The sequence below is a fragment of the Sphingomonas sp. LR59 genome, assembly GCF_036855945.1.
GTDB lineage: Bacteria > Pseudomonadota > Alphaproteobacteria > Sphingomonadales > Sphingomonadaceae > Sphingomonas.
Window position 1 is genome coordinate 1,954,453 of the sequence record NZ_JASPFL010000001.1, and the last position, 20,083, is coordinate 1,974,535.

Annotated in this window: 14 protein-coding genes and 5 pseudogenes; 11 read left to right on the forward strand and 8 right to left on the reverse strand. The window is 64.8% G+C overall.

What is annotated here, in order from left to right:
• Window positions 1-4: 4 nt before the first annotated feature.
• A pseudogene (locus QP164_RS08955) lies at window positions 5-1,321 on the reverse strand (carbamoyl phosphate synthase small subunit).
• 140 nt (window positions 1,322-1,461) lie between these two features.
• On the opposite strand from QP164_RS08955, the gene QP164_RS08960 reads away from it, so the two are divergent.
• The 6 genes and pseudogenes from QP164_RS08960 (at window position 1,462) to QP164_RS08985 (ending at window position 8,001) form a co-directional block, all read left to right on the forward strand.
• Window positions 1,462-1,914: a GatB/YqeY domain-containing protein gene (locus tag QP164_RS08960; RefSeq protein ID WP_107952276.1), complete on the forward strand. Its 453-nt coding sequence runs from the start codon at window positions 1,462-1,464 to the stop codon at window positions 1,912-1,914.
• Between the two features lie 124 nt (window positions 1,915-2,038).
• A pseudogene (locus QP164_RS08965) lies at window positions 2,039-2,242 on the forward strand (DUF559 domain-containing protein); the annotation flags it as partial.
• 210 nt (window positions 2,243-2,452) lie between these two features.
• Window positions 2,453-4,314: pseudogene (dnaG, locus tag QP164_RS08970) on the forward strand (DNA primase).
• Entirely contained in the window at window positions 4,314-6,341 is a 2,028-nt protein-coding gene (gene rpoD, locus QP164_RS08975; RefSeq protein WP_056062280.1) for an RNA polymerase sigma factor RpoD, read from the forward strand. The pseudogene dnaG and the gene rpoD overlap by 1 nt, the downstream one beginning before the upstream one ends.
• Window positions 6,342-6,802: 461 nt before the next feature.
• Window positions 6,803-7,255: a hypothetical protein gene (locus QP164_RS08980; RefSeq protein ID WP_333922919.1), complete on the forward strand. Its 453-nt coding sequence runs from the start codon at window positions 6,803-6,805 to the stop codon at window positions 7,253-7,255.
• 206 nt (window positions 7,256-7,461) lie between these two features.
• Entirely contained in the window at window positions 7,462-8,001 is a 540-nt protein-coding gene (locus tag QP164_RS08985) for a pseudouridine synthase (RefSeq protein WP_333922920.1), read from the forward strand.
• A gap of 981 nt (window positions 8,002-8,982) precedes the next feature.
• Here QP164_RS08985 and rplS read toward each other — a convergent pair.
• Window positions 8,983-9,376: pseudogene (rplS, locus tag QP164_RS08990) on the reverse strand (50S ribosomal protein L19).
• Window positions 9,373-10,104, reverse strand: coding sequence for a tRNA (guanosine(37)-N1)-methyltransferase TrmD (trmD, locus tag QP164_RS08995; protein WP_056052865.1), 732 nt, complete (start codon window positions 10,102-10,104; stop codon window positions 9,373-9,375). The pseudogene rplS and the gene trmD overlap by 4 nt, the downstream one beginning before the upstream one ends.
• A gap of 108 nt (window positions 10,105-10,212) precedes the next feature.
• On the opposite strand from trmD, the gene QP164_RS09000 reads away from it, so the two are divergent.
• Window positions 10,213-11,118 carry an NAD(P)/FAD-dependent oxidoreductase gene (locus QP164_RS09000; protein WP_333922921.1) on the forward strand — a complete coding sequence of 302 codons (906 nt, stop codon included), beginning with the start codon at window positions 10,213-10,215 and terminating at the stop codon, window positions 11,116-11,118.
• Window positions 11,119-11,145: 27 nt separating this feature from the next.
• Here QP164_RS09000 and rimM read toward each other — a convergent pair whose 3' ends face one another.
• The 4 genes and pseudogenes from rimM to ffh all read right to left on the reverse strand — a co-directional run bounded on the left by rimM (window position 11,146) and on the right by ffh (window position 14,095).
• Window positions 11,146-11,622 (reverse strand): ribosome maturation factor RimM, encoded by a 477-nt coding sequence (gene rimM / locus QP164_RS09005; protein ID WP_333922922.1) that lies wholly within the window; start codon window positions 11,620-11,622, stop codon window positions 11,146-11,148.
• Window position 11,623: 1 nt separating this feature from the next.
• Window positions 11,624-11,764: a hypothetical protein gene (locus QP164_RS09010; RefSeq protein WP_333922923.1), complete on the reverse strand. Its 141-nt coding sequence runs from the start codon at window positions 11,762-11,764 to the stop codon at window positions 11,624-11,626.
• 236 nt (window positions 11,765-12,000) lie between these two features.
• Window positions 12,001-12,429, reverse strand: a complete 429-nt coding sequence (gene rpsP, locus QP164_RS09015) for a 30S ribosomal protein S16 (protein ID WP_056062272.1) — start codon at window positions 12,427-12,429, stop codon at window positions 12,001-12,003.
• Between the two features lie 123 nt (window positions 12,430-12,552).
• Window positions 12,553-14,095: pseudogene (gene ffh / locus QP164_RS09020) on the reverse strand (signal recognition particle protein).
• A gap of 336 nt (window positions 14,096-14,431) precedes the next feature.
• Between ffh and QP164_RS09025 the strand changes: the two are divergent.
• The 4 genes from QP164_RS09025 to ispZ all read left to right on the forward strand — a co-directional run bounded on the left by QP164_RS09025 (window position 14,432) and on the right by ispZ (window position 19,297).
• Window positions 14,432-16,273 carry a putative bifunctional diguanylate cyclase/phosphodiesterase gene (locus QP164_RS09025; RefSeq protein WP_333922924.1) on the forward strand — a complete coding sequence of 614 codons (1,842 nt, stop codon included), beginning with the start codon at window positions 14,432-14,434 and terminating at the stop codon, window positions 16,271-16,273.
• Between the two features lie 82 nt (window positions 16,274-16,355).
• Window positions 16,356-17,603: a tRNA (N(6)-L-threonylcarbamoyladenosine(37)-C(2))-methylthiotransferase MtaB gene (mtaB, locus tag QP164_RS09030; protein WP_333922925.1), complete on the forward strand. Its 1,248-nt coding sequence runs from the start codon at window positions 16,356-16,358 to the stop codon at window positions 17,601-17,603.
• Window positions 17,600-18,535, forward strand: a complete 936-nt coding sequence (gene ftsY / locus QP164_RS09035) for a signal recognition particle-docking protein FtsY (protein WP_132740487.1) — start codon at window positions 17,600-17,602, stop codon at window positions 18,533-18,535. The genes mtaB and ftsY overlap by 4 nt, the downstream gene beginning before the upstream one ends.
• 159 nt (window positions 18,536-18,694) lie before the next feature.
• Window positions 18,695-19,297, forward strand: a complete 603-nt coding sequence (gene ispZ / locus QP164_RS09040) for a septation protein IspZ (RefSeq protein WP_333922926.1) — start codon at window positions 18,695-18,697, stop codon at window positions 19,295-19,297.
• Between the two features lie 147 nt (window positions 19,298-19,444).
• Here ispZ and QP164_RS09045 read toward each other — a convergent pair whose 3' ends face one another.
• Window positions 19,445-20,059 (reverse strand): superoxide dismutase, encoded by a 615-nt coding sequence (locus QP164_RS09045; RefSeq protein ID WP_333922927.1) that lies wholly within the window; start codon window positions 20,057-20,059, stop codon window positions 19,445-19,447.
• Window positions 20,060-20,083 lie beyond the last annotated feature (24 nt).

Consider the following 20,083-nt stretch of genomic DNA (forward strand, 5'->3'; position numbering starts at 1 on the left):
CCAATCACCGCAGCGACCCGACGAACTTCTCGAACAGATACAGGCTATCCTGCGGGCCTGGGCTCGCTTCCGGGTGATACTGCACGCTGAACGCGTTCCGATCGGTCAGTTCCAGCCCTGCATTCGACCCATCGAACAGCGACACGTGCGTCTCGCGGACGTTCGCCGGCAGGCTTTCGCGCTCGACTGCGAAGCCGTGGTTCATGCTGGTGATCTCGACCGCGCCGTCGGACAGGCGCTTGACCGGGTGGTTGGCGCCGCGGTGGCCCTGGAACATCTTGGTCGTGGTCGCGCCGACCGCGAGACCGAGCAACTGGTGGCCGAGGCAGATGCCGAACAGCGGCTTGCCCGTCTCCAGCAGCTGGCGGATCACCGGCACCGCGTATTCGGCGGTCGCGGCGGGATCGCCTGGGCCGTTCGACAGGAAGATGCCGTCGGGGGCGAGCGCCATCACGTCGTCGAAGCTGGCGGTGGCGCTTACGACGGAAACCTTGGCGCCTGCCTCGACGAGGTTGCGGAAGATGTTGCGCTTCGAGCCGTAATCGATCGCGACGACGTGGGGCTTCCGGCCTCCCCTCCCGCTTGCGGGAGGGGATTGAGGGTGGGCTCGCGCTCACCTGCTTGGGTGACCGTGGAAGAAGGCTCAACCGCACCGTCGTCTGTCGAGGAAGCCGGGAGCCCACCCCGGCCCCTCCCGCTTGCGGGAGGGGGAAGAAGAATAGCCGAAGCCCAGCTTCCAAACCCCGCCGGGCGCGTCCTCACCCCAGCCGTAATGCATCTCGGTCGACACGTCCTTGGCGAGGTCCATGCCCTCAAGCCCCGGCCACGCGCGCGCCATCGCCAGCAACGCCGCCACGTCGAACTCGCCACTCGCCGAATGCGCAATCACCCCATTAGGCGCGCCCGCAACCCGGATCCGCCGCGTCAGCGCACGCGTGTCCACCCCCGACAGCCCGATCCGCGCGTGCCGCTTCATCCAGCCATCCAGCCCCTCGACCGCACGAAAGCTCGACGGCTGCGTCACGTCCTCGCGGACGATGATGCCGAGCGCGTGCGGGTCGTCCGCCTCGACGTCGTCGGGGTTCGCGCCGACGTTGCCGATGTGCGGGAAGGTGAAGCAGATCATCTGCCCGGCGAACGACGGGTCGGTCAGCACCTCCTGATAGCCGGTCATCGCGGTGTGGAAGCACACTTCGCCGACCGCACTGCCCTCTGCGCCGAACCCGCGACCCCAGATCACGTCGCCATTGGCGAGGACCAGCACGCCGGTGGCGCCAGCAGGCATTGCCAAAGACATGGGTGTAGGATTGGTGTCGGCCATCAGGCTGGGCACTCTCTTTACGTTGACGATGTCGCTAAGTGGTGTCCGCTAAGGCCGGCGTGCCGCAGCGTCAATCTGTTAAACGGACGGCGGACGCGCTATCCCGTCGGGCTATCCCGAACCGCCTGAAAGACCAGTACATGATTCGCGACGACATCAAGGCTGCGCAGCTGACCGCCATGAAGGCCGGCGACAAGCAGAGCCGCAACGCTATCTCGTTGATCCAGGCCGCGATCAAGAACCGCGACATCGAAGCGCGCACCGGAAAGGCGCCCGAGAGCGACGACGCGCTGGTGGTCGAAGTGCTGCAGAAGATGGTCAAGCAGCGCCGCGAGTCGATCGAGATGTTCTCGAAGGGCGGCCGCCAGGAGCTCGCCGATGCGGAGACCGCCGAGGTCGCGGTGATCGAACGCTTCCTGCCCCAGCAGATGAGCGAAGCGGAAACGTCGGCGGCGATCGAGGCGATCAAGGCGGAACTCGGCGCGACCGGCATGAAGGACATGGGCCGCGTGATGGCGGAACTGAAGGCACGCCACGCCAGCGAGCTGGACATGAGCAAGGCGAGCGGCCTGGTGAAGGCGGCGCTGTCGTAAATTCTGCTCCCTCCCGCTCGCGGGAGGGGTCGGGGAGGGCAGCGCCACGAGAGGAGACGGAGCATTGGAACAACGCACCCGCATCCGAAACCTCCGCGCCAACCCCACGCGTGCCGAAAGCGCGTTGTGGCAACACCTTGCCGCGCGCCGGATTTCGGGCGTGAGGTTCAATCGTCAGGTCCCGATCGGTCCGTTCATCTGCGACTTCGTGTCCCGCGGAACGAGGCTTGTAATCGAGGTCGACGGCGGGCAGCATGACTGGCAATCCGACGACGACGCCCGGCGAACGCGCTTCATCGAACACCAAGGCTACCGCGTGATCCGGTTCTGGAACAACGACGTGCTGGAGCGGATGGAGGGCGTAGTGGCCGAGATCGGGCGCGTGCTTGCGGAACGCCCCTCCCTAACCCCTCCCGCAAGCGGAAGGGGGACCCGGTCGCGCCCGCCGCAAACGCAACTTCCCTTCTACTCCCCTCCCGCCTGCGGGAGGGGTCGGGGAGGGCGTGGCCGCAAACACCCACCCCACCAAAGTCACCCCATGGCGCTAACCCCACAATTCCTCGACGAACTCCGCGCCCGCACGTCGCTCAGCGCGCTCGTCGGAAAGACCACCAAGCTCACCAAAGCGGGCCGCGAGCACAAGGGCTGCTGTCCGTTCCATAACGAGAAGACCCCCAGCTTCTACGTCAACGACGACAAGGGCTTCTACCACTGCTTCGGCTGCTCCGCGCACGGCGACGCGATCAAGTGGATGACCGACCAGCGCGGCCTCCCCTTCATGGACGCGGTGAAGGAGCTCGCCCAGACCGCCGGGATGGACATGCCCGCGATGGACCGCCAGTCCGCCGCCAAGGCCGAACGCGCCAAGGGCCTGCACGAGGTCATGGCCGACGCCGCCGACTGGTTCACCGAGCAACTGGGCGGCCTTCCCGGCACCGAAGCCCGCGCCCTCCTCGACCGCCGCGGCATCAGGCCCGAGACGGCGCGCGCGTTCGGCATGGGGTTCGCCCCCGACAGCCGCGGCAAGCTCAAGACCGCGCTGAAGGACTACGGCGACGCGATGCTGGTCGAGTCCGGCATGCTCATCTCGGTCGAGGGCAAGGACCCGTACGACCGGTTCCGCGGCCGGCTGATGATCCCGATCCGCGACCCCCGCGGGCGGACGATCGCGTTCGGCGGGCGCGTGCTCGACGGTGGCGAGCCGAAGTACCTCAACTCTCCGGATACCCCACTCTTCGACAAGGGCCGCACGCTCTACAATCTCGACAAAGCCGCCCCCGCCTCGCGCAAGTCCGGTCGCGTGCTGGTGGTCGAGGGCTATATGGACGTCATCGCGCTAGCCCAGGCCGGCTTCGGCGAAGCGGTCGCGCCGCTCGGCACCGCGCTCACCGAAGCCCAGCTCGAACGACTGTGGCGGATGGTCGACGTGCCCCTGCTCTGCTTCGACGGCGACGGCGCCGGCCAGAAGGCTTCGCTCAGGGCCGCCCACCGCGCGCTCCCGCTACTCGCGCCCGGCCGCAGCCTCGCCTTCGTCACGCTCCCGCAAGGCCAGGACCCCGACGACCTCGTCCGCGCCGGCGGCCCCGGCGCGTTCGAAGCGTTGCTCAAGACCCCCGAACAGCTCGTCGACCGGCTCTGGGCGTCCGAAGTCGCCGCCGAGGCGCTCGACACCCCCGAACAGCGCGCCGGTCTCAAGCGCCGCCTCCACGAACTCGCAGAGGGCATCGCCGACCCTTCGGTAAAGCAGCAGTACCATTCCGAGTTCAAGAACCGCTTCTACGAGCATTTCAAACCCGTCCGCGCGCCCTTCGTCCCTAGGGGCGAGCGACCGAAAGGCGGCTGGAAGCCCCCGCCGCGCCCGTCACCGAAGACGCGAAGGCCTTCCTCGCCACTGGCATCGACCGCGTATTGGCCAAGGCCGTGCTCGCCGGCCTGATCCGCCACCCGGTCGAGATCGCGCGTCACATGGAGGTGCTCGGCTCGCTGCAAATGATCGACGGCGCGCTCGGGCGATTGTTCGAAGCGGTCGTAGATGTTGCACTTGAGGACCAGAAGCTTGATAGCGGGCGCTTGCTCACCATATTGGCGAGGTCCGGTTTCAATTCAGTCGCGAGTGACCTGTTGAGAGCCGATACGATGCCCTATTCGTTCACGCAGACCACGGCCGATCCAGCCCGCGTCCGTGCCGACCTCGACGAGGCGATCGCGATCATGGTCGCCCGCCCTGAGGTAGACGCGGCACTCAAGCAGGCGACCGCGGCGATGCAGACGCACTTCACTGAAGATGCGTTCGAACGACAAGTGGCTATGGTAAGAGAGAAACAGGCGTTGGAAGTCCGACTTGCAAATCTTGTACAGTCGAACGAAGACGCCCGAGCGTTGGGTACCGAGGGCGATTGATGGCTAAGGCGAACATGGCGGAACCCGCCGAGACGAACGAAACCGGCGATGCGCCGCTGATCGACATGAACGATGCGTCGATCAAGAAGGTCATCGCGCGCGCCAAGAAGCGCGGCTACATCACCTATGAGCAGCTCAACGAAGCGCTGCCGCAGGGTGAGATGTCGTCCGACCAGATCGAGGACATCAGCGCCGCGCTGAGCGAGATGGGCATCAACATCGTCGAGAACGACGAAGCTGGCGAGGACGGCGAGACCGAGCCCGCCAAGGACGACGAGGACGAGCCGGAGGCCGCCGACGCGGATGCCGACACAGGCCCCGCGATCGAGAAGAAGAAAGAGACCATCGATCGCACCGACGATCCGGTCCGCATGTACCTGCGCGAGATGGGCGCGGTCGAACTGCTCAGCCGCGAGGGCGAGATCGCGATCGCCAAGCGCATCGAGGCGGGTCGCGACACGATGATCCTCGGTCTGTGCGAATCGCCGATCACCTTCAACGCGATCATCGACTGGTCGACCGCGCTGAACGAGGGCACGATGCAGTTGCGCGAGATCATGGATCTCGATGCGATGCTGTCGAAGGACCCCGCCCCCGAAGCGATGGCCGAGGATGGCGAAGCCGACGACGGCGAGATCAGCGAGAAGAACGCCGGCCCCTCGTTCAAGGAAGAGGCCGAGCCCGAAGAGCCGTCCGCCGACGAGGACGAGGACGGCGAGCGTCGTGCCCCGCGCGCATCGGACGACGAGGAGGAGGACAACACCCTCAGCCTCGCGCAGATGGAAGAGCAGCTGAAACCAATCGCGCTCGAGCGGTTCGCCAGCATCACCGCGCTCTACAAGAAGTTCAGCAAGATCCAGCAGTCGCGCGTCGACGCGATGGGCATCGGCGGCGATTTCTCCGCGGCCGACGAGCGCAAGTACCAGAAGCTGCGCGAGGAACTCACGGCGGAAGTCGAGAGCGTCCAGTTCCACAACGCCAAGATCGAATATCTGGTCGATCAGCTCTATGCCTATAATCGTCGCCTGACCGCGCTGGGCGGCCAGATGCTGCGCCTTGCCGAGCGCCACAAGGTGCCGCGCAAGGACTTCCTCGATCGCTATATCGGTCACGAGATCGACGAGAATTGGCTGGCGACGGTCAACAAGGTCGACAAGAAGTGGACCGCGTTCGTCGCGAACGAGGGCGAGGCGGTCGAGCGCATCCGCGCCGAGATCGCCGACATCACGCAGCAGACCGGCATGGCGCTCACCGAGTTCCGCCGGATCGTCAACATGGTCCAGAAGGGCGAGCGCGAGGCGCGCATCGCCAAGAAGGAGATGGTCGAGGCGAACCTGCGGCTGGTGATCTCGATCGCCAAGAAATACACGAACCGCGGCCTGCAGTTCCTGGATCTCATCCAGGAGGGCAATATCGGCCTGATGAAGGCGGTCGACAAGTTCGAGTATCGTCGCGGCTACAAGTTCAGCACCTACGCGACCTGGTGGATCCGCCAGGCGATCACCCGCTCGATCGCGGACCAGGCGCGGACCATCCGCATCCCGGTCCACATGATCGAGACGATCAACAAGCTGGTCCGCACCAGCCGCCAGTTCCTCCACGAGCAGGGCCGCGAGCCGACCCCGGAGGAGATGGCCGAGCGCCTCTCCATGCCGCTGGAGAAGGTCCGCAAGGTGATGAAGATCGCCAAGGAGCCGATCAGCCTCGAAACGCCGATCGGCGACGAGGAGGATTCGCATCTCGGCGACTTCATCGAGGACAAGAACGCGATCATCCCGGTGGACGCCGCGATCCAGGCGAACCTCAAGGAGACGGTCACGCGCGTGCTGGCGTCGCTGACGCCGCGTGAGGAGCGCGTGCTGCGCATGCGCTTCGGCATCGGCATGAACACCGACCACACGCTGGAAGAGGTTGGCCAGCAGTTCTCGGTGACCCGCGAGCGCATCCGCCAGATCGAGGCGAAGGCGCTGCGGAAGCTGAAGCATCCGTCGCGTAGCCGGAAGATGCGGAGCTTCCTCGACCAGTAAGGGTTGGAGATTGCCGATCAAACGAAGGGGCCGCGGTGGAAACACCGCGGCCTTTTCTACTTTCAAAGAGCTTATCATTCGGATTGCTTTTGACTTAAAAGCCAAAGTGACGCCTAAAGACGATGCAATTACGTTCAACGGACATTAGGAAATATATCGCAGTTCAGCGCTGACGAGCACTTGCCTTATTATAGCGATACGTCAAAGTGACCGTTATGAGCACAGCAGGTAAAGACACGCAGTCCGACGAAGTTAAAGCCACCTGTCGGCATTGCAAGCATCCTATACCTCGGGATGCAAGAATATGCTCGATATGTAACAGCTATCAGGACTGGCGAGGTTCGCTACCTATAACATCAACTGCTCTCGCGGTCCTGACAGCTTTGATATCTGTATTAAGTATAGCCGTTCCATCGGCGATAAAAGCATTCCATCATTCGCAATCGGCCGCTTATCTTACAATGCCGACGTTCGACGGCACGGCCTTGCATATAATTGCCGTTAACAAGGGGGATGCGCCCGCAGCTCTTATTCCCGCCCATATTGAAAGCGACTTACTGGCGGGAGCAACAAAGGTCCGGGTGAGAAACGATGGGGCCGCGTATATCCCTCCGGGCACTCAACAGATAACTTTTGATATAATTCCTTTGTTAAGCGGAGACCAAGCTTACAAGGCCTCGCTTGATGTTATGGCGAACTTGGTGCCAGATAAAGCGGGAAAGACGCAGAGTAACAAGGTCCTTGGGCACGTCGTCCTCGGGGTAATGCAATCCAACGGAAATTACGCTGTCAGCAAAATTCCCATCAGCACCAACGACATGTTTAAATTATTGAGAGATAGTGCGGACAGATGCGATTCGGAGAAAGATCCTAGCTTTATCAACGGTTGTATTGGCAACGGATCTCCCGACTAGAATATAGTGCGATTCGGATTCGTCGGCATCAGTGTCTTGCATGACGCTGACAAGTCGACTTTACGCGCCGAGTTAAGGCTCCGTGGAACGCATCGTGGCACTTCGCCGCAGTGGCTGAACCTTCCGATAGCGCTACGTACTGCTAACATCAGAAAGCAGAGGAATTGGCGGTCGAACCCGACGGGCAATCCCTCTAAAGCTCCACCATGCCCCGGGTAATCCTGTTCAACAAACCGTACGACGTCCTCAGCCAGTTCACCGACGTGAACAGTCCGACCCCACGCGCGACGCTGTCGCAGTTCGTCGATGTGCCGGGCGTCTATCCGGCGGGGCGGCTCGACCGCGATAGCGAAGGGCTGTTGCTGCTGACCGACGACGGTCGCCTCCAGGCGCGGATCGCGGACCCGAAGTTCAAGCTGGCCAAGACCTATCTCGTGCAGGTCGAGGGCGATGCCGGCGAGGACGCGCTCGATCGGTTACGGGGCGGCGTCCTGCTGAAGGACGGCCCTGCCCGCGCCGACGTCGAGCGGATCGCCGCGCCCGACCTCTGGCCGCGCGTGCCGCCGATCCGGGTCCGCGCGAGCATCCCCGATTGCTGGCTGAAGATAACGATCCGCGAAGGCCGCAACCGCCAAGTCCGCCGCATGACCGCCGCGATCGACCACCCCACGCTGCGGCTGGTTCGGTGGAGCATCGGCGACTGGACCGTGGCGGGCCTGGAGCCCGGCACGTGGCGCGACGCCTGACGGGCGCTTGAGGCGGGCTGACGGGTGCGTGGGGGTACCTAAGGCGCAGGCTCCCCATAGGCACCCTTCAGACGACAGCGTTCGCGACTGTGAGCGGAACGCCTCCCCACCCACGCCGTCATCCTGACGAAAGTCAGGACCCAGAGCCAAGCAGCGCGGCGTTTGTGACCCTGGGTCCTGACTTTCGTCAGGATGACGGAGAAGGGCATGTTCACGCGAAGGCGCTAAGGCGCGAAGAGAAGCAGCTTATTAGCGCACTTGCCCGGTCTTCTCTTCGCGCCTTAGCGCCTTCGCGTGAATCCATTCCTTGTGCTGCGCTGCGTTGCGCGATGTGATCATAAGTCCCGAGGATAGGGTTCCCCGCCCGCGCGGGAAGTGCGTTGCGTGACGCGCCGAAATTGCATGGTGGCACGACGAAAACTCCCTCCCCTTCAGGGGAGGGTCGGGGTGGGGCATGTCCACGCGGGCGTGCTCAGCGTGGCAAAGCCCCTCACGCCTCAAACGAGCAGCCATCCCAATCCGCCAGCAAGACGTGTTTCCCCGCGAAGGCGGGGACCCAGACTGGGCTCCCGCCTTCGCGGGAGAACAAGGAAGCGCAAGTCGGCCTGCTCAGGAAGGCGCGTCCCTGTCCGACCAAATAACCGCCCCATGTCCCTAGGGACAGGCACCACCACCGCCACCACTGGCCGGCGAGCTAATCGGCTGTCCTACACGCCCGGAGAAGCGCACCGACACCAGATGCGCGCGCCCACCCCCTTAACCGCGACACCGCCCCCACACCCCGACGCCACCCCCACGTCAAGAAAGCTTCCCAGCGTCTACACTTCCTATACTGCCGTGCTGCAGCATAAACGCGAAACGCCAACAATCGACAGCACTTCCAACACCTTACCCCGCCAGCCAGTCCCCACCCCGCGCACAACGAAAAAGGGCGCGGGGACCATCGCCCCCGCGCCCTTCTCCAACTCCAGCAGGCTCCGATTACTCGGCGGCTGCGGTACCCTTGGCAGGGCGCATGTCGCGACGCTCGGCGATACGCGCTGCCTTGCCGGTGCGGCCACGCAGGTAATACAGCTTGGCGCGACGCACGGCGCCCTTGCGGACGACTTCGATCGAGATCGACGTTCGGCGAGTAGAGCGGGAAGACGCGCTCGACGCCCTCGCCGAAGCTCATCTTACGCACGGTGAAGTTCGAGCCCATGCCCTTGTTCGAGCGCGCGATGCACACGCCCTCGTAGTTCTGAATACGCGTGCGCTCGCCTTCGACGACCTTCACGCCGACCTTCAACGTGTCGCCGGGGCGGAAATCGGGAATCGTCTTGTTGGCTAGGAACTTCGCGATGTTCTCGGCTTCGATCGTCTGCAACAGGTTCATGTCTCGTCCTCGTGTCGCTGCGCGCCAGAGGGCGACTGGACCCGAACGCCCTCATGGCGCTCCCAAAGGTCCGGTCGCCGTGACCGTGTATCGATCTCCGCGCGGCGTTTGCGCCATGCAGCGATCTTCGCATGATCCCCCGATCGCAGCACCTGCGGGATCGTGCGCCCTTCCCATGATTGAGGTCGGGTATAATGCGGATATTCGAGCAACCCCGTTTCGAAGCTCTCGTCATCCCCACTAGAAGCCGCGCCCATTACGCCGGGCAGCAGCCGAATGCAAGCATCGAGCAGCACCAGCGCCCCCATCTCGCCCCCCGACAGGATGTAGTCGCCGATCGAGACCTCCTCGATCTCCCGCGCCTCGAACAGGCGTTCGTCGAACCCCTCGAACCGGCCGCAGAGAATGGTGACGCCGGGGCCCTGCGCGAGCTCCCGCACCCGCTCCTGGGTCAGCGGCTTCCCCCGAGGCGTCATCGCCAGCACCGGCCGCCCATCGGCCACGCTGTCGATCGCCGAGGCCACCACGTCGGCCCGGAGCACCATCCCGGCCCCGCCCCCCGCCGGCGTATCATCCACCGACTTGTGCTTGTCGGTCGCAAAGTCCCGGATCTGCACCGGCGAGCAGGACCACCGCCCCTCCCCCAGCGCCCGCCCCGCAAGCGAGGTCCCCAGCGGCCCGGGAAACATCTCCGGATACAGCGTCAATATCGTGGCAGCGAAAGTCACAGCGTCCAATTCTCTAAGCGTTTGCGCCAGCGTGCGGCGCCGAATGCGCCCAGCACCTATACGGATCGGCGCAGTGGAACAATTACGCTGGCGAAACGCTCGCGGCGAATGGACGATTGCATCATCATCGGCGCCGGCCCGGCGGGTCTGACCGCGGCGATCTATCTCGCGCGGTTCCACCTCTCGATCCGCCTGTTCGATTGCGGCTGCAGCCGCGCCGCGCTGATCCCGTGCACGCACAACCATGCCGGTTATCCCGAAGGCATCCGCGGCACGGACCTGCTAGCCCGGATGCTAGCGCAGGCGGAAACCTATGGCGCAGTCCGCGAGGGTGTGCGGGTCGATGCGATCGAGGTCGAGGACGACGGCTTCACCGTACGGCTCGGCGATCGCCGCGCGCGAGCCCGGAGCGTACTGCTCGCCACCGGGGTCGTGAACAACCGCCCCAACATGCCCGACGCCATCCACGACGAAGCGCTCGAAGCCGGCCTCCTCCGCTACTGCCCGATCTGCGACGGCTACGAAGTCACAGACAAGCGCGTAGGCATCATCGGCACCGGCGACCACGGCATGCGCGAGGCGCTGTTCCTGCGCGGATACACGAAAGACGTGACGCTGATCGCCCCAGAGGGTGGCCACGACCTCGATCCGGCATGCGAAGCGGCGCTAGATGATGCCGGGATCGTCCGCGTCGGAGGCCCATGCGGCAACTACGCGATTGAGGGCGACAAGCTGGCGCTGGACACGGTCAAGGGACGGTTGTGGTTCGACAGCATCTATCCAGCGCTTGGATCGGTCATCCGTTCGGAACTGGCCGTCGCGGCAGGCGCGCGCGCATCCGAGGACGGTTGCCTGGAGGTAGACTCGCACCAGCGCACCTCGATTCCCGGCCTGTTCGCGGCCGGCGACGTGGTGAAGGGTCTCGACCAGATCAGTCACGCAATGGGAGAAGCCGGCGTCGCCGCAACAACGATCCGCAACATGCTCGCCGAACAGCGACCACTTCGACGGTAATCGCTACTCAACTTGGGAGAACAAGGCTTACTCAGCCGCGAACGAAGCCTCGACGATAAGCCGGTCGGCATCCCATTCAGGAACGGCCTCGGGCCGCATCGGTATCATGAAGCGCTTGCCGGGCTTGTCGTCCACGGACGGCCGCTCGATCTCGATCACGTCACCCGCACCAAAATTATCGATTGCAACGACCCGTCCGATCGCCTCGCCATCGGTCGAGACGACATCGAGCCCGATCACATCCGTGTGATAATACTCACCGTCTTCCAGCGGCGGCAACGAGGACCGCGGCACCGTCAGTTCGGTCCCGCGCATCGCCTCGGCAGCGTTGCGATCGGCGACCTCGGCAAAGCGCGCGATCATGCCGTTGTTGCCGTTGCGCGCGGACTTTAGCGACAGCGCACCGTCGTTGAAGCTCTTATAGCTGCCAAAATTCTCGGCGAAGACCTTCAGCCGCACTTCGCCACCGATGCCGTGCGCACCGATGACGACGGCGAGCGTCACGTCAGCCTTGCGCGGAGCCTTCGCCGCGACCGGGAGTGTCGTCGGAGCCTTCGGCGGGGTCGTCGGCGGAGACGCCTTGGTTGGTGGCATCTTCGATGTCCTCGGGTGCGGGGGCTGTGCGGGGGTCGGTTTCGGGGGCCATCATGCGCTCCTGTTCGGGGTTACCGATCGAGAGAACGCATGAAGTCCGGTTCGGGTGCGGTTACGCACGCGTAGGTGGAGGGGACACTCAGGCCCCGCTCCCTCACCGTCATCCTGGGCTCGACCCAGGATCCAGAGCAACGGAACGCTTTCGTCCGTGGCTCTGGATCCCAGCTTTCGCTGGGATGACGGGAAGAAAGACGGATCGGCCCAATCAGAACCGATCCATCCGCCGTCTTACGAAGCGGCTTCTTCGGTCTCGGCAGCGGCAGGAGCCTCTGCTTCGGCAGCAGGTGCAGCCTTCGCAGCAGCCTCAGCCTCGGCAGCTTCAGCCGCCTTGGTCGCACGCTCTTCGGCGCGCTCGGTGGCCTTCTCGCCGGGCTTGCCCTTGTTCGGGTTGTTGCGGGCCGAACGCTCGAGCACGCCAGCCTGGTCGAGGAAGCGCGCGACGCGGTCGGTCGGCTGCGCGCCGACGCTCAGCCAATGCTTCGCACGGTCGGCATCGAGCTGCACGCGCTGCTCGTTGTCCTTGGCGAGGAGCGGGTTGTAGTTGCCGATCTTCTCGATGAAGCGGCCATCACGCGGCGAACGCGCATCGGCAACGACGATCTTGTAGTAAGGACGCTTCTTGGAGCCACCGCGCGCGAGGCGAATGTTGATTGCCATGATATTTTCCTTCTGGATCTAAACGTCGCCCCAGCGAACGCTGGGGTCTTGTGGTTGTCAGGGTCCGCACTCTCACCGGGAGATCCCAGCTTTCGCTGGGATGACGGTCAGAGGTTGGGTTGGTTATTTCTTCTTCAGAAAATCGTCGAAACCGGCCGGCATCTGCGGCATCTTGGGGCCACCAAGCCCCGGCAGACCACCGCCGCCACCCGGCAGGCCACCGGCACCAGCCTTGTTGAGCATGTCGCCCATCTGCGGCCCGCCGATCGCATTGCCGATACCGCCGAGACCGCCGCCAAGGCCGCCCTTGCCGAGCATCGCCATCATGCCCTTCATGCCGCCCATCTTCTTGATCTTCTTCATGGCGGTCGACATTTCGAGGTGCATCTTGAGCAGCTTGTTGACCTCCTGAACGGTCGTCCCGGAGCCCTTGGCGATGCGGATCTTGCGCTTGGCGTTGATCAGCTCGGGCTTGTTGCGCTCCTTGATCGTCATCGATCCGATCATCGCGTCCATGTGCACCAGCACCTTTTCGCCACCGACCGACGCGACCGCGCCCTGCGCCTTCTTCATGCCGGGGATCATCCCCGCCAGCGCGCCGAGCCCGCCCATCCGCTGCATCTGCGCCAGCTGGGCGCGCAGGTCGTTCATGTCGAACTGACCCTTGGCCATCTTGGCGGCCATGCGCTCGGCGTCTTCGGCCTGGATCGACTCCGCGGCGCGTTCGACCAGGCTGACGACGTCGCCCATGCCGAGGATGCGGCCGGCGACACGCTCCGGATGGAACGCCTCGAGCGCGTCGAGCTTCTCGCCGGTGCCTGCGAACTTGATCGGCTTGCCGGTGACCGCACGCATCGACAGCGCCGCGCCGCCGCGGGCATCGCCGTCCATGCGGGTCAGCACGATACCCGTCAGCGGCACCTGGTCGCTGAAGTTCTGTGCAACGTTGACCGCGTCCTGACCGGTCAGCGAGTCGACGACCAGCAGGATCTCGGCCGGGTTCGCGACGTCGGCAACCGCCTTCATCTCGTCCATCAACGCCTGGTCGACATGGAGTCGACCCGCGGTGTCGAGCATCAGGACGTCATAGCCCTGAAGCTTGGCCGCCTGCATCGCGCGACGGGCGATATCGACCGGCTGCTGGCCCTGCACGATCGGCAGCGTCGCGACGTCGATCTGCGTACCGAGCGTCGCCAGCTGCTCCTGCGCGTTCGGGCGATTGACGTCGAGCGACGCCATCAGCACCTTCTTGCGCTCGCGACCGGCCTGTCCGAAATTCGCCTGCCCTGCCGCCAGCCGCTTGGCGATCTTGGCGGTCGTGGTCGTCTTGCCCGAGCCCTGGAGGCCGACCATCATGATGACGGCCGGCGGCGTGACGCCCAGCTCGAGCTCGACGGCATCCGAACCGAGCATCTCGACCAGCGCATCGCTGACGATCTTAACGACCTGCTGCCCCGGCGTGACCGAACGCAGGACGTTTTGGCCGATCGCCTTCTCGGTCGCCTTCTCGACGAACTCGCGCGCGACAGGCAGCGCGACGTCGGCTTCGAGCAGCGCGACACGCACCTCGCGAGATCGCCGCGCGCACGTCCGCTTCGGTCAGCGCACCCCGGCCGCGAAGGCGGTCGAAGACGCCGCCAAGTCGATCGCTCAGGCTTTCGAACATCGAAATACTCCCATACACCGTTACCAAACGCAAAAGCGCCGGCGGGCGAAACCTCGCCGGCCAGCGTGCATCCTTGGATGCTCGTCCAATGCGCCCCGTAACGGAACGTGATGGGCCACCTACTGGAATGCAGCCGGAGATGCAAGATCGGGTTGCGGGCTGGAATTACCGAGTGCTCGCTTCCTTGTTCTCCCGCGAAGGCGGGAGACCAAACTAACGCAACGTAGATCAACCAGTCGCACTCACGCCACGCCCTGCCCCGAGCCGACGCCGCCTTAACATCTCCTACACCTGTCGCATGCCACACCGGCGACCAATCAACGACCGGACACTCCCATGACCGCAAAGTCGGCGGCGACGCGTGCGCCCCGCAACATCAGTCGGGAATTCATGACCGGCGCCGTGACAGGCGCCGCGATCCTGCTGTTCGTTGGCACCGGCGGCACGGTCCTGGTCAAGGCGTTGGCGAATCTGCGCGGCAGCACCGCCGTGATCGACCGGACACTGATCGCGGCGATGCTACTGAACGTCGCGCTGATCCTGTTCGGCTGGTTTCGCTACCGTGCACTCGCGGAAGAGCTGAGCGACCTCACCGACGCCGGCCACCGCGCGCAAGCGCTGGCGCAACGCGATCCGCTCACCGGCCTCCTCAATCGCCGCAGCCTGTCCGAAGACGGTGCGACGCTGTTTGCCAGCGCCCGCCGCCGCGGCAAGGCAATGGCCATGCTGACGATCGACGTCGACCATTTCAAGTCCGTCAACGACCTGCACGGCTATGCGGTCGGCGACCTGCTGCTCGCCTATGTCGCGGAGACGATCGCGGCGATCGCGCCGAGCACCAGCCTGCTCGCACGGCTCGGCGAGGACGAATTCGCCTGCGCGTTCGTGTTCGACTCCGCACACAAGAATGTCGCCGACCGGATCGCCGAGCGGATGGTCGCCGGCCTCGCGCTGCCGTTCCGCAGCAACGGCGTCGACATCCATACCGGCGTATCGATCGGCATCGCGCGCTCCGACAGCGACTGCGCATCGATCGACGCGCTACTGCGCAACGCCGATATCGCGTTGCATGCCGCCAAGACCGCTGGGCGCGGCCGCCATGCGTGGTTCGATCGATCGATGGAGCGCTCGCTGCAACTGCGCGGCGAACTCGAGACGGGCCTGCGCAACGCGATCCCGGCACAGGAGATCGTCCCGTATTTCGAGCAGCAGGTCGACCTGACCACCGGCCGCATCACCGGCTTCGAGGTCCTTGCGCGCTGGGAACATCCGACCAAGGGCATTATCGCACCCGACGTGTTCATCCCGATCGCCGAGGAAATCGGGCTGATCGGCGAGCTGTCGCTGTCGATCATGCGCCAGGCGTTCGCCGCCGCGCGCGACTGGGACGCGGGGCTCACGCTGTCGGTCAACGTCTCGCCGCTGCAGTTGCGCGATGCGTGGCTCGCGCAGAAGATCATCAAGACGTTGGTCGAGACGGGGTTCCCCGCGAGCCGGCTCGAGATCGAGATTACCGAGAGCGCATTGTTCGACAATCTCCCGCTTGCACAGTCGATCGTGGGGAGCCTGAAGAACCAGGGCATCCGCCTTGCACTCGACGATTTCGGGACAGGCTATTCGAGCCTTGCGCATCTGCGGGCGCTGCCGTTCGACCGGATCAAGATCGACAAGAGTTTCGTCACCTCGATCCTCGATAATCCGGAGAGCATGGCGATCGTCAACACGATCGCGCGGCTGGGGGACAGCCTCAACCTGCCGACGACCGCGGAGGGGATCGAGGACGCCGTGATCGAGGAACGCCTGCGCGCCATCGGCTGCGCGAAGGGCCAGGGGTATTTGTACGGGCGACCGCTGGGCGCGGCACAGGTCCGGCGGTTGCTGGCGGAGAAGCGGCTTTTGGCCCAGCGGCCGGACCGTGATGCGCCGCCGCCGCGGGGATTGCGCCGCGGCTGGCGGGCTGAGGTTTTGCCAGCCACTCACACAGCCCCACCCCGGCGGAGGCCGGGGCCCAGTTGGGAGACGATGGTGATGAGGGACGGTCCGTCGTTACTGCAGCCTTTCCAACTGGGCCCCGGCCTCCGCCGGGGTGGTGTGCGGCGTATAAGGCTGTTCCCAAATTCTAGTTCTCATGCGAACGCAGGAGCCCAGGATCAAGCAGTGCTCCGGTTGCTGTCCTAGGCTCATGCGTTCGCAGGAGAACGCGCTAGCTCCGCGATGCAAAGCGTGGACTTCGCCCCCCACCCCTCCTAAATCGCGCTCCATGCCATCTGCCCTGCAGCCAGAGGTCATCAGCCTCGGCTGCCGCCTCAACATCGCCGAAAGCGAGACCATCCGCGCGCTCGTCGCCGGGCGGGACATGGTCGTGGTCAACAGTTGCGCGGTCACCAACGCCGCGGTGAAGGCGACGCGCGTCGCGATCCGCCGCGCCAAGCGCGACCGGCCCGAGGCTCAGATCGTCGTTACCGGATGCGCCGCGCAGATCGACCCAACCAGCTTCGCGGCGATGCCCGAAGTCGACCGCGTCATCGGCAACGCGGACAAGCTCACAGCGCACGCTTGGCAGACGGAAGCCCCGGTCGTCGTATCCGACATTATGCAGGTCCGCGAGACCGCGCCGCATCTCGCCGCCAGCTTCTCCGCGCATGCCCGCGCCTTCGTCGAGGTCCAGAACGGCTGCGACCACCGCTGTACCTTCTGCGCGATCCCGTTCGGCCGCGGTCCGAGCCGCTCGGTCCCCGCGGGTGCGGTCGTCGACCGGATTGCGGGCCTCGTCGACGCAGGCCACCGCGAGATCGTCCTCACCGGGGTCGACCTGACCAGCTACGGCCCCGACCTCCCCGGTGCACCGACGCTGGGCCACCTTGTCGAACGCGTCCTGCTTCACGTGCCAAAGCTCGAACGCCTGCGCCTCTCCTCGCTCGACGGCATCGAGATCGACGACCGTCTCTTCGACCTGCTCACCACCGAGCGTCGGATCATGCCGCACGTCCATCTCTCGCTCCAGGCGGGCGACGACATGATCCTCAAGCGCATGAAGCGCCGCCATTCGCGCGCCGAAAGCGTGGAACTCGTCGAGCGCCTCAAGACCGCGCGCCCCGACATCGCTATCGGCGCGGACCTGATCGCCGGCTTCCCGACCGAGGACGCGGCGATGTTCGCCAACACGCTCGCGCTGATCGACGACTGCCGCATCGTCCACCCACATATCTTTCCCTATTCGCCGCGCGCAGGCACCCCTGCCGCGCGGATGCCGCAGGTCGAGCCCGAAGTCCGCCGCCAGCGCGCCGCCCTCCTGCGCGAGGCCGGCGAGACAGCTCGCGCGCGATGGCTGCAAACCTTGGTCGGCACATCGCAGGACGTACTCGTCGAACGCCCGGGCGACCGCGGCCATATCGGCAATTTCGCCGAAGTCGCACTGGACGAACCCGCCATACCCGGCGACATCGTCCGCATCACGATCACCGGCGCCACGTCCGACCGCCTCAGCGCAACACGAGAACCATCATGAGCACCACCCCAACCTGGCACGACAAGCTGATCGGCGGCTTCAAGCGCACCTCCGACCGGCTCGTCGGCAACCTCGCCGGCCTCGGCGGCGCGCGGCTCGACAACGCGACGCTCGACGATATCGAGGAGGCGCTGATCGCGTCGGACCTTGGCCCCGAGACCGCCGGCCGCATCCGCCACCGCCTCGCCGAAGGCAGCTTCGAGCGCAACATGGAGGAACTCGGCATCCGCGTTATCGTCGCGGAAGAGGTCGAAAAGGTGCTCGCTACGGTCGCCAAGCCGATCGAGATCGACGCCTTCCCGCGCCCGCAGGTGATCCTCGTCATCGGCGTCAACGGCTCGGGCAAGACGACGACGATCGCCAAGCTCGCGCATCTGCTGATGGAGCAGGATTACGGCGTAATGCTGGCCGCCGGCGACACCTTCCGCGCCGCCGCGATCGGTCAGCTCCGGACTTGGGCCGAGCGCGTCGGCGTGCCAATCGTGACCGGTCCCGAGGGCGGCGATGCGGCGGGCGTCGTGTGGGACGCGGTCAAGAAGGCGACCGAGACCGGCATCGACGTGCTGATCGTCGACACCGCCGGTCGCCTCCAGAACAAGCGCGAGCTGATGGACGAGCTGGCGAAGATCCGCCGCGTGCTGGGCCGGATCAACCCTGAGAGCCCGCACGACATCGTCCTCGTCCTCGACGCGACCACCGGCCAGAACGCACTCCAGCAGATCGAGGTCTTCAAGGAGGTTGCAGGGGTGACGGGCCTGGTAATGACCAAGCTCGACGGTACCGCGCGCGGCGGCGTGCTGGTGGCGGCGGCGGAGAAATACGGCTTGCCGATCCATGCGATCGGGATCGGCGAGGGGATGACGGATCTGCGCCCATTCGATGCCAACGAAGTGAGCCGGATCATCGCGGGGGTGGAGAGCGTTCGGAAGTAACGCTTTTCCATCCGCTCTGCGCCCTCTCTTTTCCGTTCGTCCTGAGCGTAGTCGAAGGACCGGCCCGTTTGTGGCATGTCCTTCGACTACGCTCAGGACGAACGGTATTCTGGATTGATCTCGTGACCCCAACCAAGCCCCCTATCCCCCGGTCTCCGCATGGGCGTCGACTACGGCCCGCTCGCGATCTTCTTCGCGGTGAACTTCCTCACCCCCGGCCTGCCGATCGCGCGCGTGATCGCGGCCACCACCGCGTTCATCATCGCCACCATCGCCGCAATGATCGTGTCGAAGGTGAAGGCGGGGCATATCTCGCCGATGCTGTGGCTGTCGGGTGCGTTGATCGTCGTGTTCGGCGGACTGACGATCTATTTCCACGACCAGCGCTTCATCCAGATGAAGCCGACGATCATCTACGCGATGTTCGCCGCGATCCTGCTGTTCGGGCTGCTCACCGGGCGCCCGCTGCTCCAATCGTTGCTTGAAAGCGCGTATCCCGGCCTCACCGCCCAGGGCTGGCACAAGCTGACGCGCAACTGGATCGTGTTCTTCATTTTCATGGCGCTGCTGAACGAATTCGTCTGGCGCTACACGCTAGCCGCGTGGGGCAAGGACGCCGGGTGGAATTTCTGGGTCGGCTTCAAGCTGTGGGGCGCGATCCCGCTGACGTTGCTGTTCGCGTTCGCCAATATTCCGATGCTGCTGAAGCATGGATTGCAAACGGGCGACAAGGCCGTCACCGACCTGCCGCCCGAAGGGTAATCTCACTATCCGTCATCCCGACTCGGACACGTCATCCCAGCGAACGCAGGGATCTCCCGGTTCTAGCCGAGACGCCCGCCAACCGGGATACCCCAGCTTTCGCTGGGGTGACGGTGGCTATTGAGGTCGGGGTTGTTCGAATTGGGCTCAGCCCGCGACGTTCGCGTAGCGCTCGCCAACGACGTCCCAGTTCACGATGTCCCACCAGGCCTTCAGATAGCCCGGGCGATCGTTCTTGTACGTCAGGTAATAGGCATGCTCCCAGACGTCGTTGCCGAGCAGCGGCGTGCCGGGCTCTTTGGCGTCGTCCATCAGCGGGTTGTCCTGGTTCGGCGTGCTCGTCACCTTCAGCTTGCCGCTCGCGTCCGCGATCAACCATGCCCAGCCCGAACCGAACTGCCCCGCACCCTTGGTGTTGAACTCCTCCTTCAGCTTGTCGAGGCTGCCGAAGTCGCGATCGATCGCCTCGGCGAGCTTGCCCGACGGGGCCTGGCCGTTCTTTGCCGCCATCGTCTTCCAGAAGAAGTCGTGGTTCCAGAAGCCACCGCCATTGTTGCGGACCAGCGGCGGCTGCGACGAGATCATGCCGAGGATGTCCTCGATCGATTTGCCCTGCAGCGCGGAGTCCTTCTCGACGCCTTCGTTCAGCTTCGCCGTGTAGGCAGCATGATGCTTGTCGTGATGAAACTTCATCGTCTCCTGGTCGATCACCGGCTCAAGCGCGTCATAGGCATAAGGCAACGGTGGGATTTCGAAAGCCATCAGGATTCTCCTTCGTGAATAGGG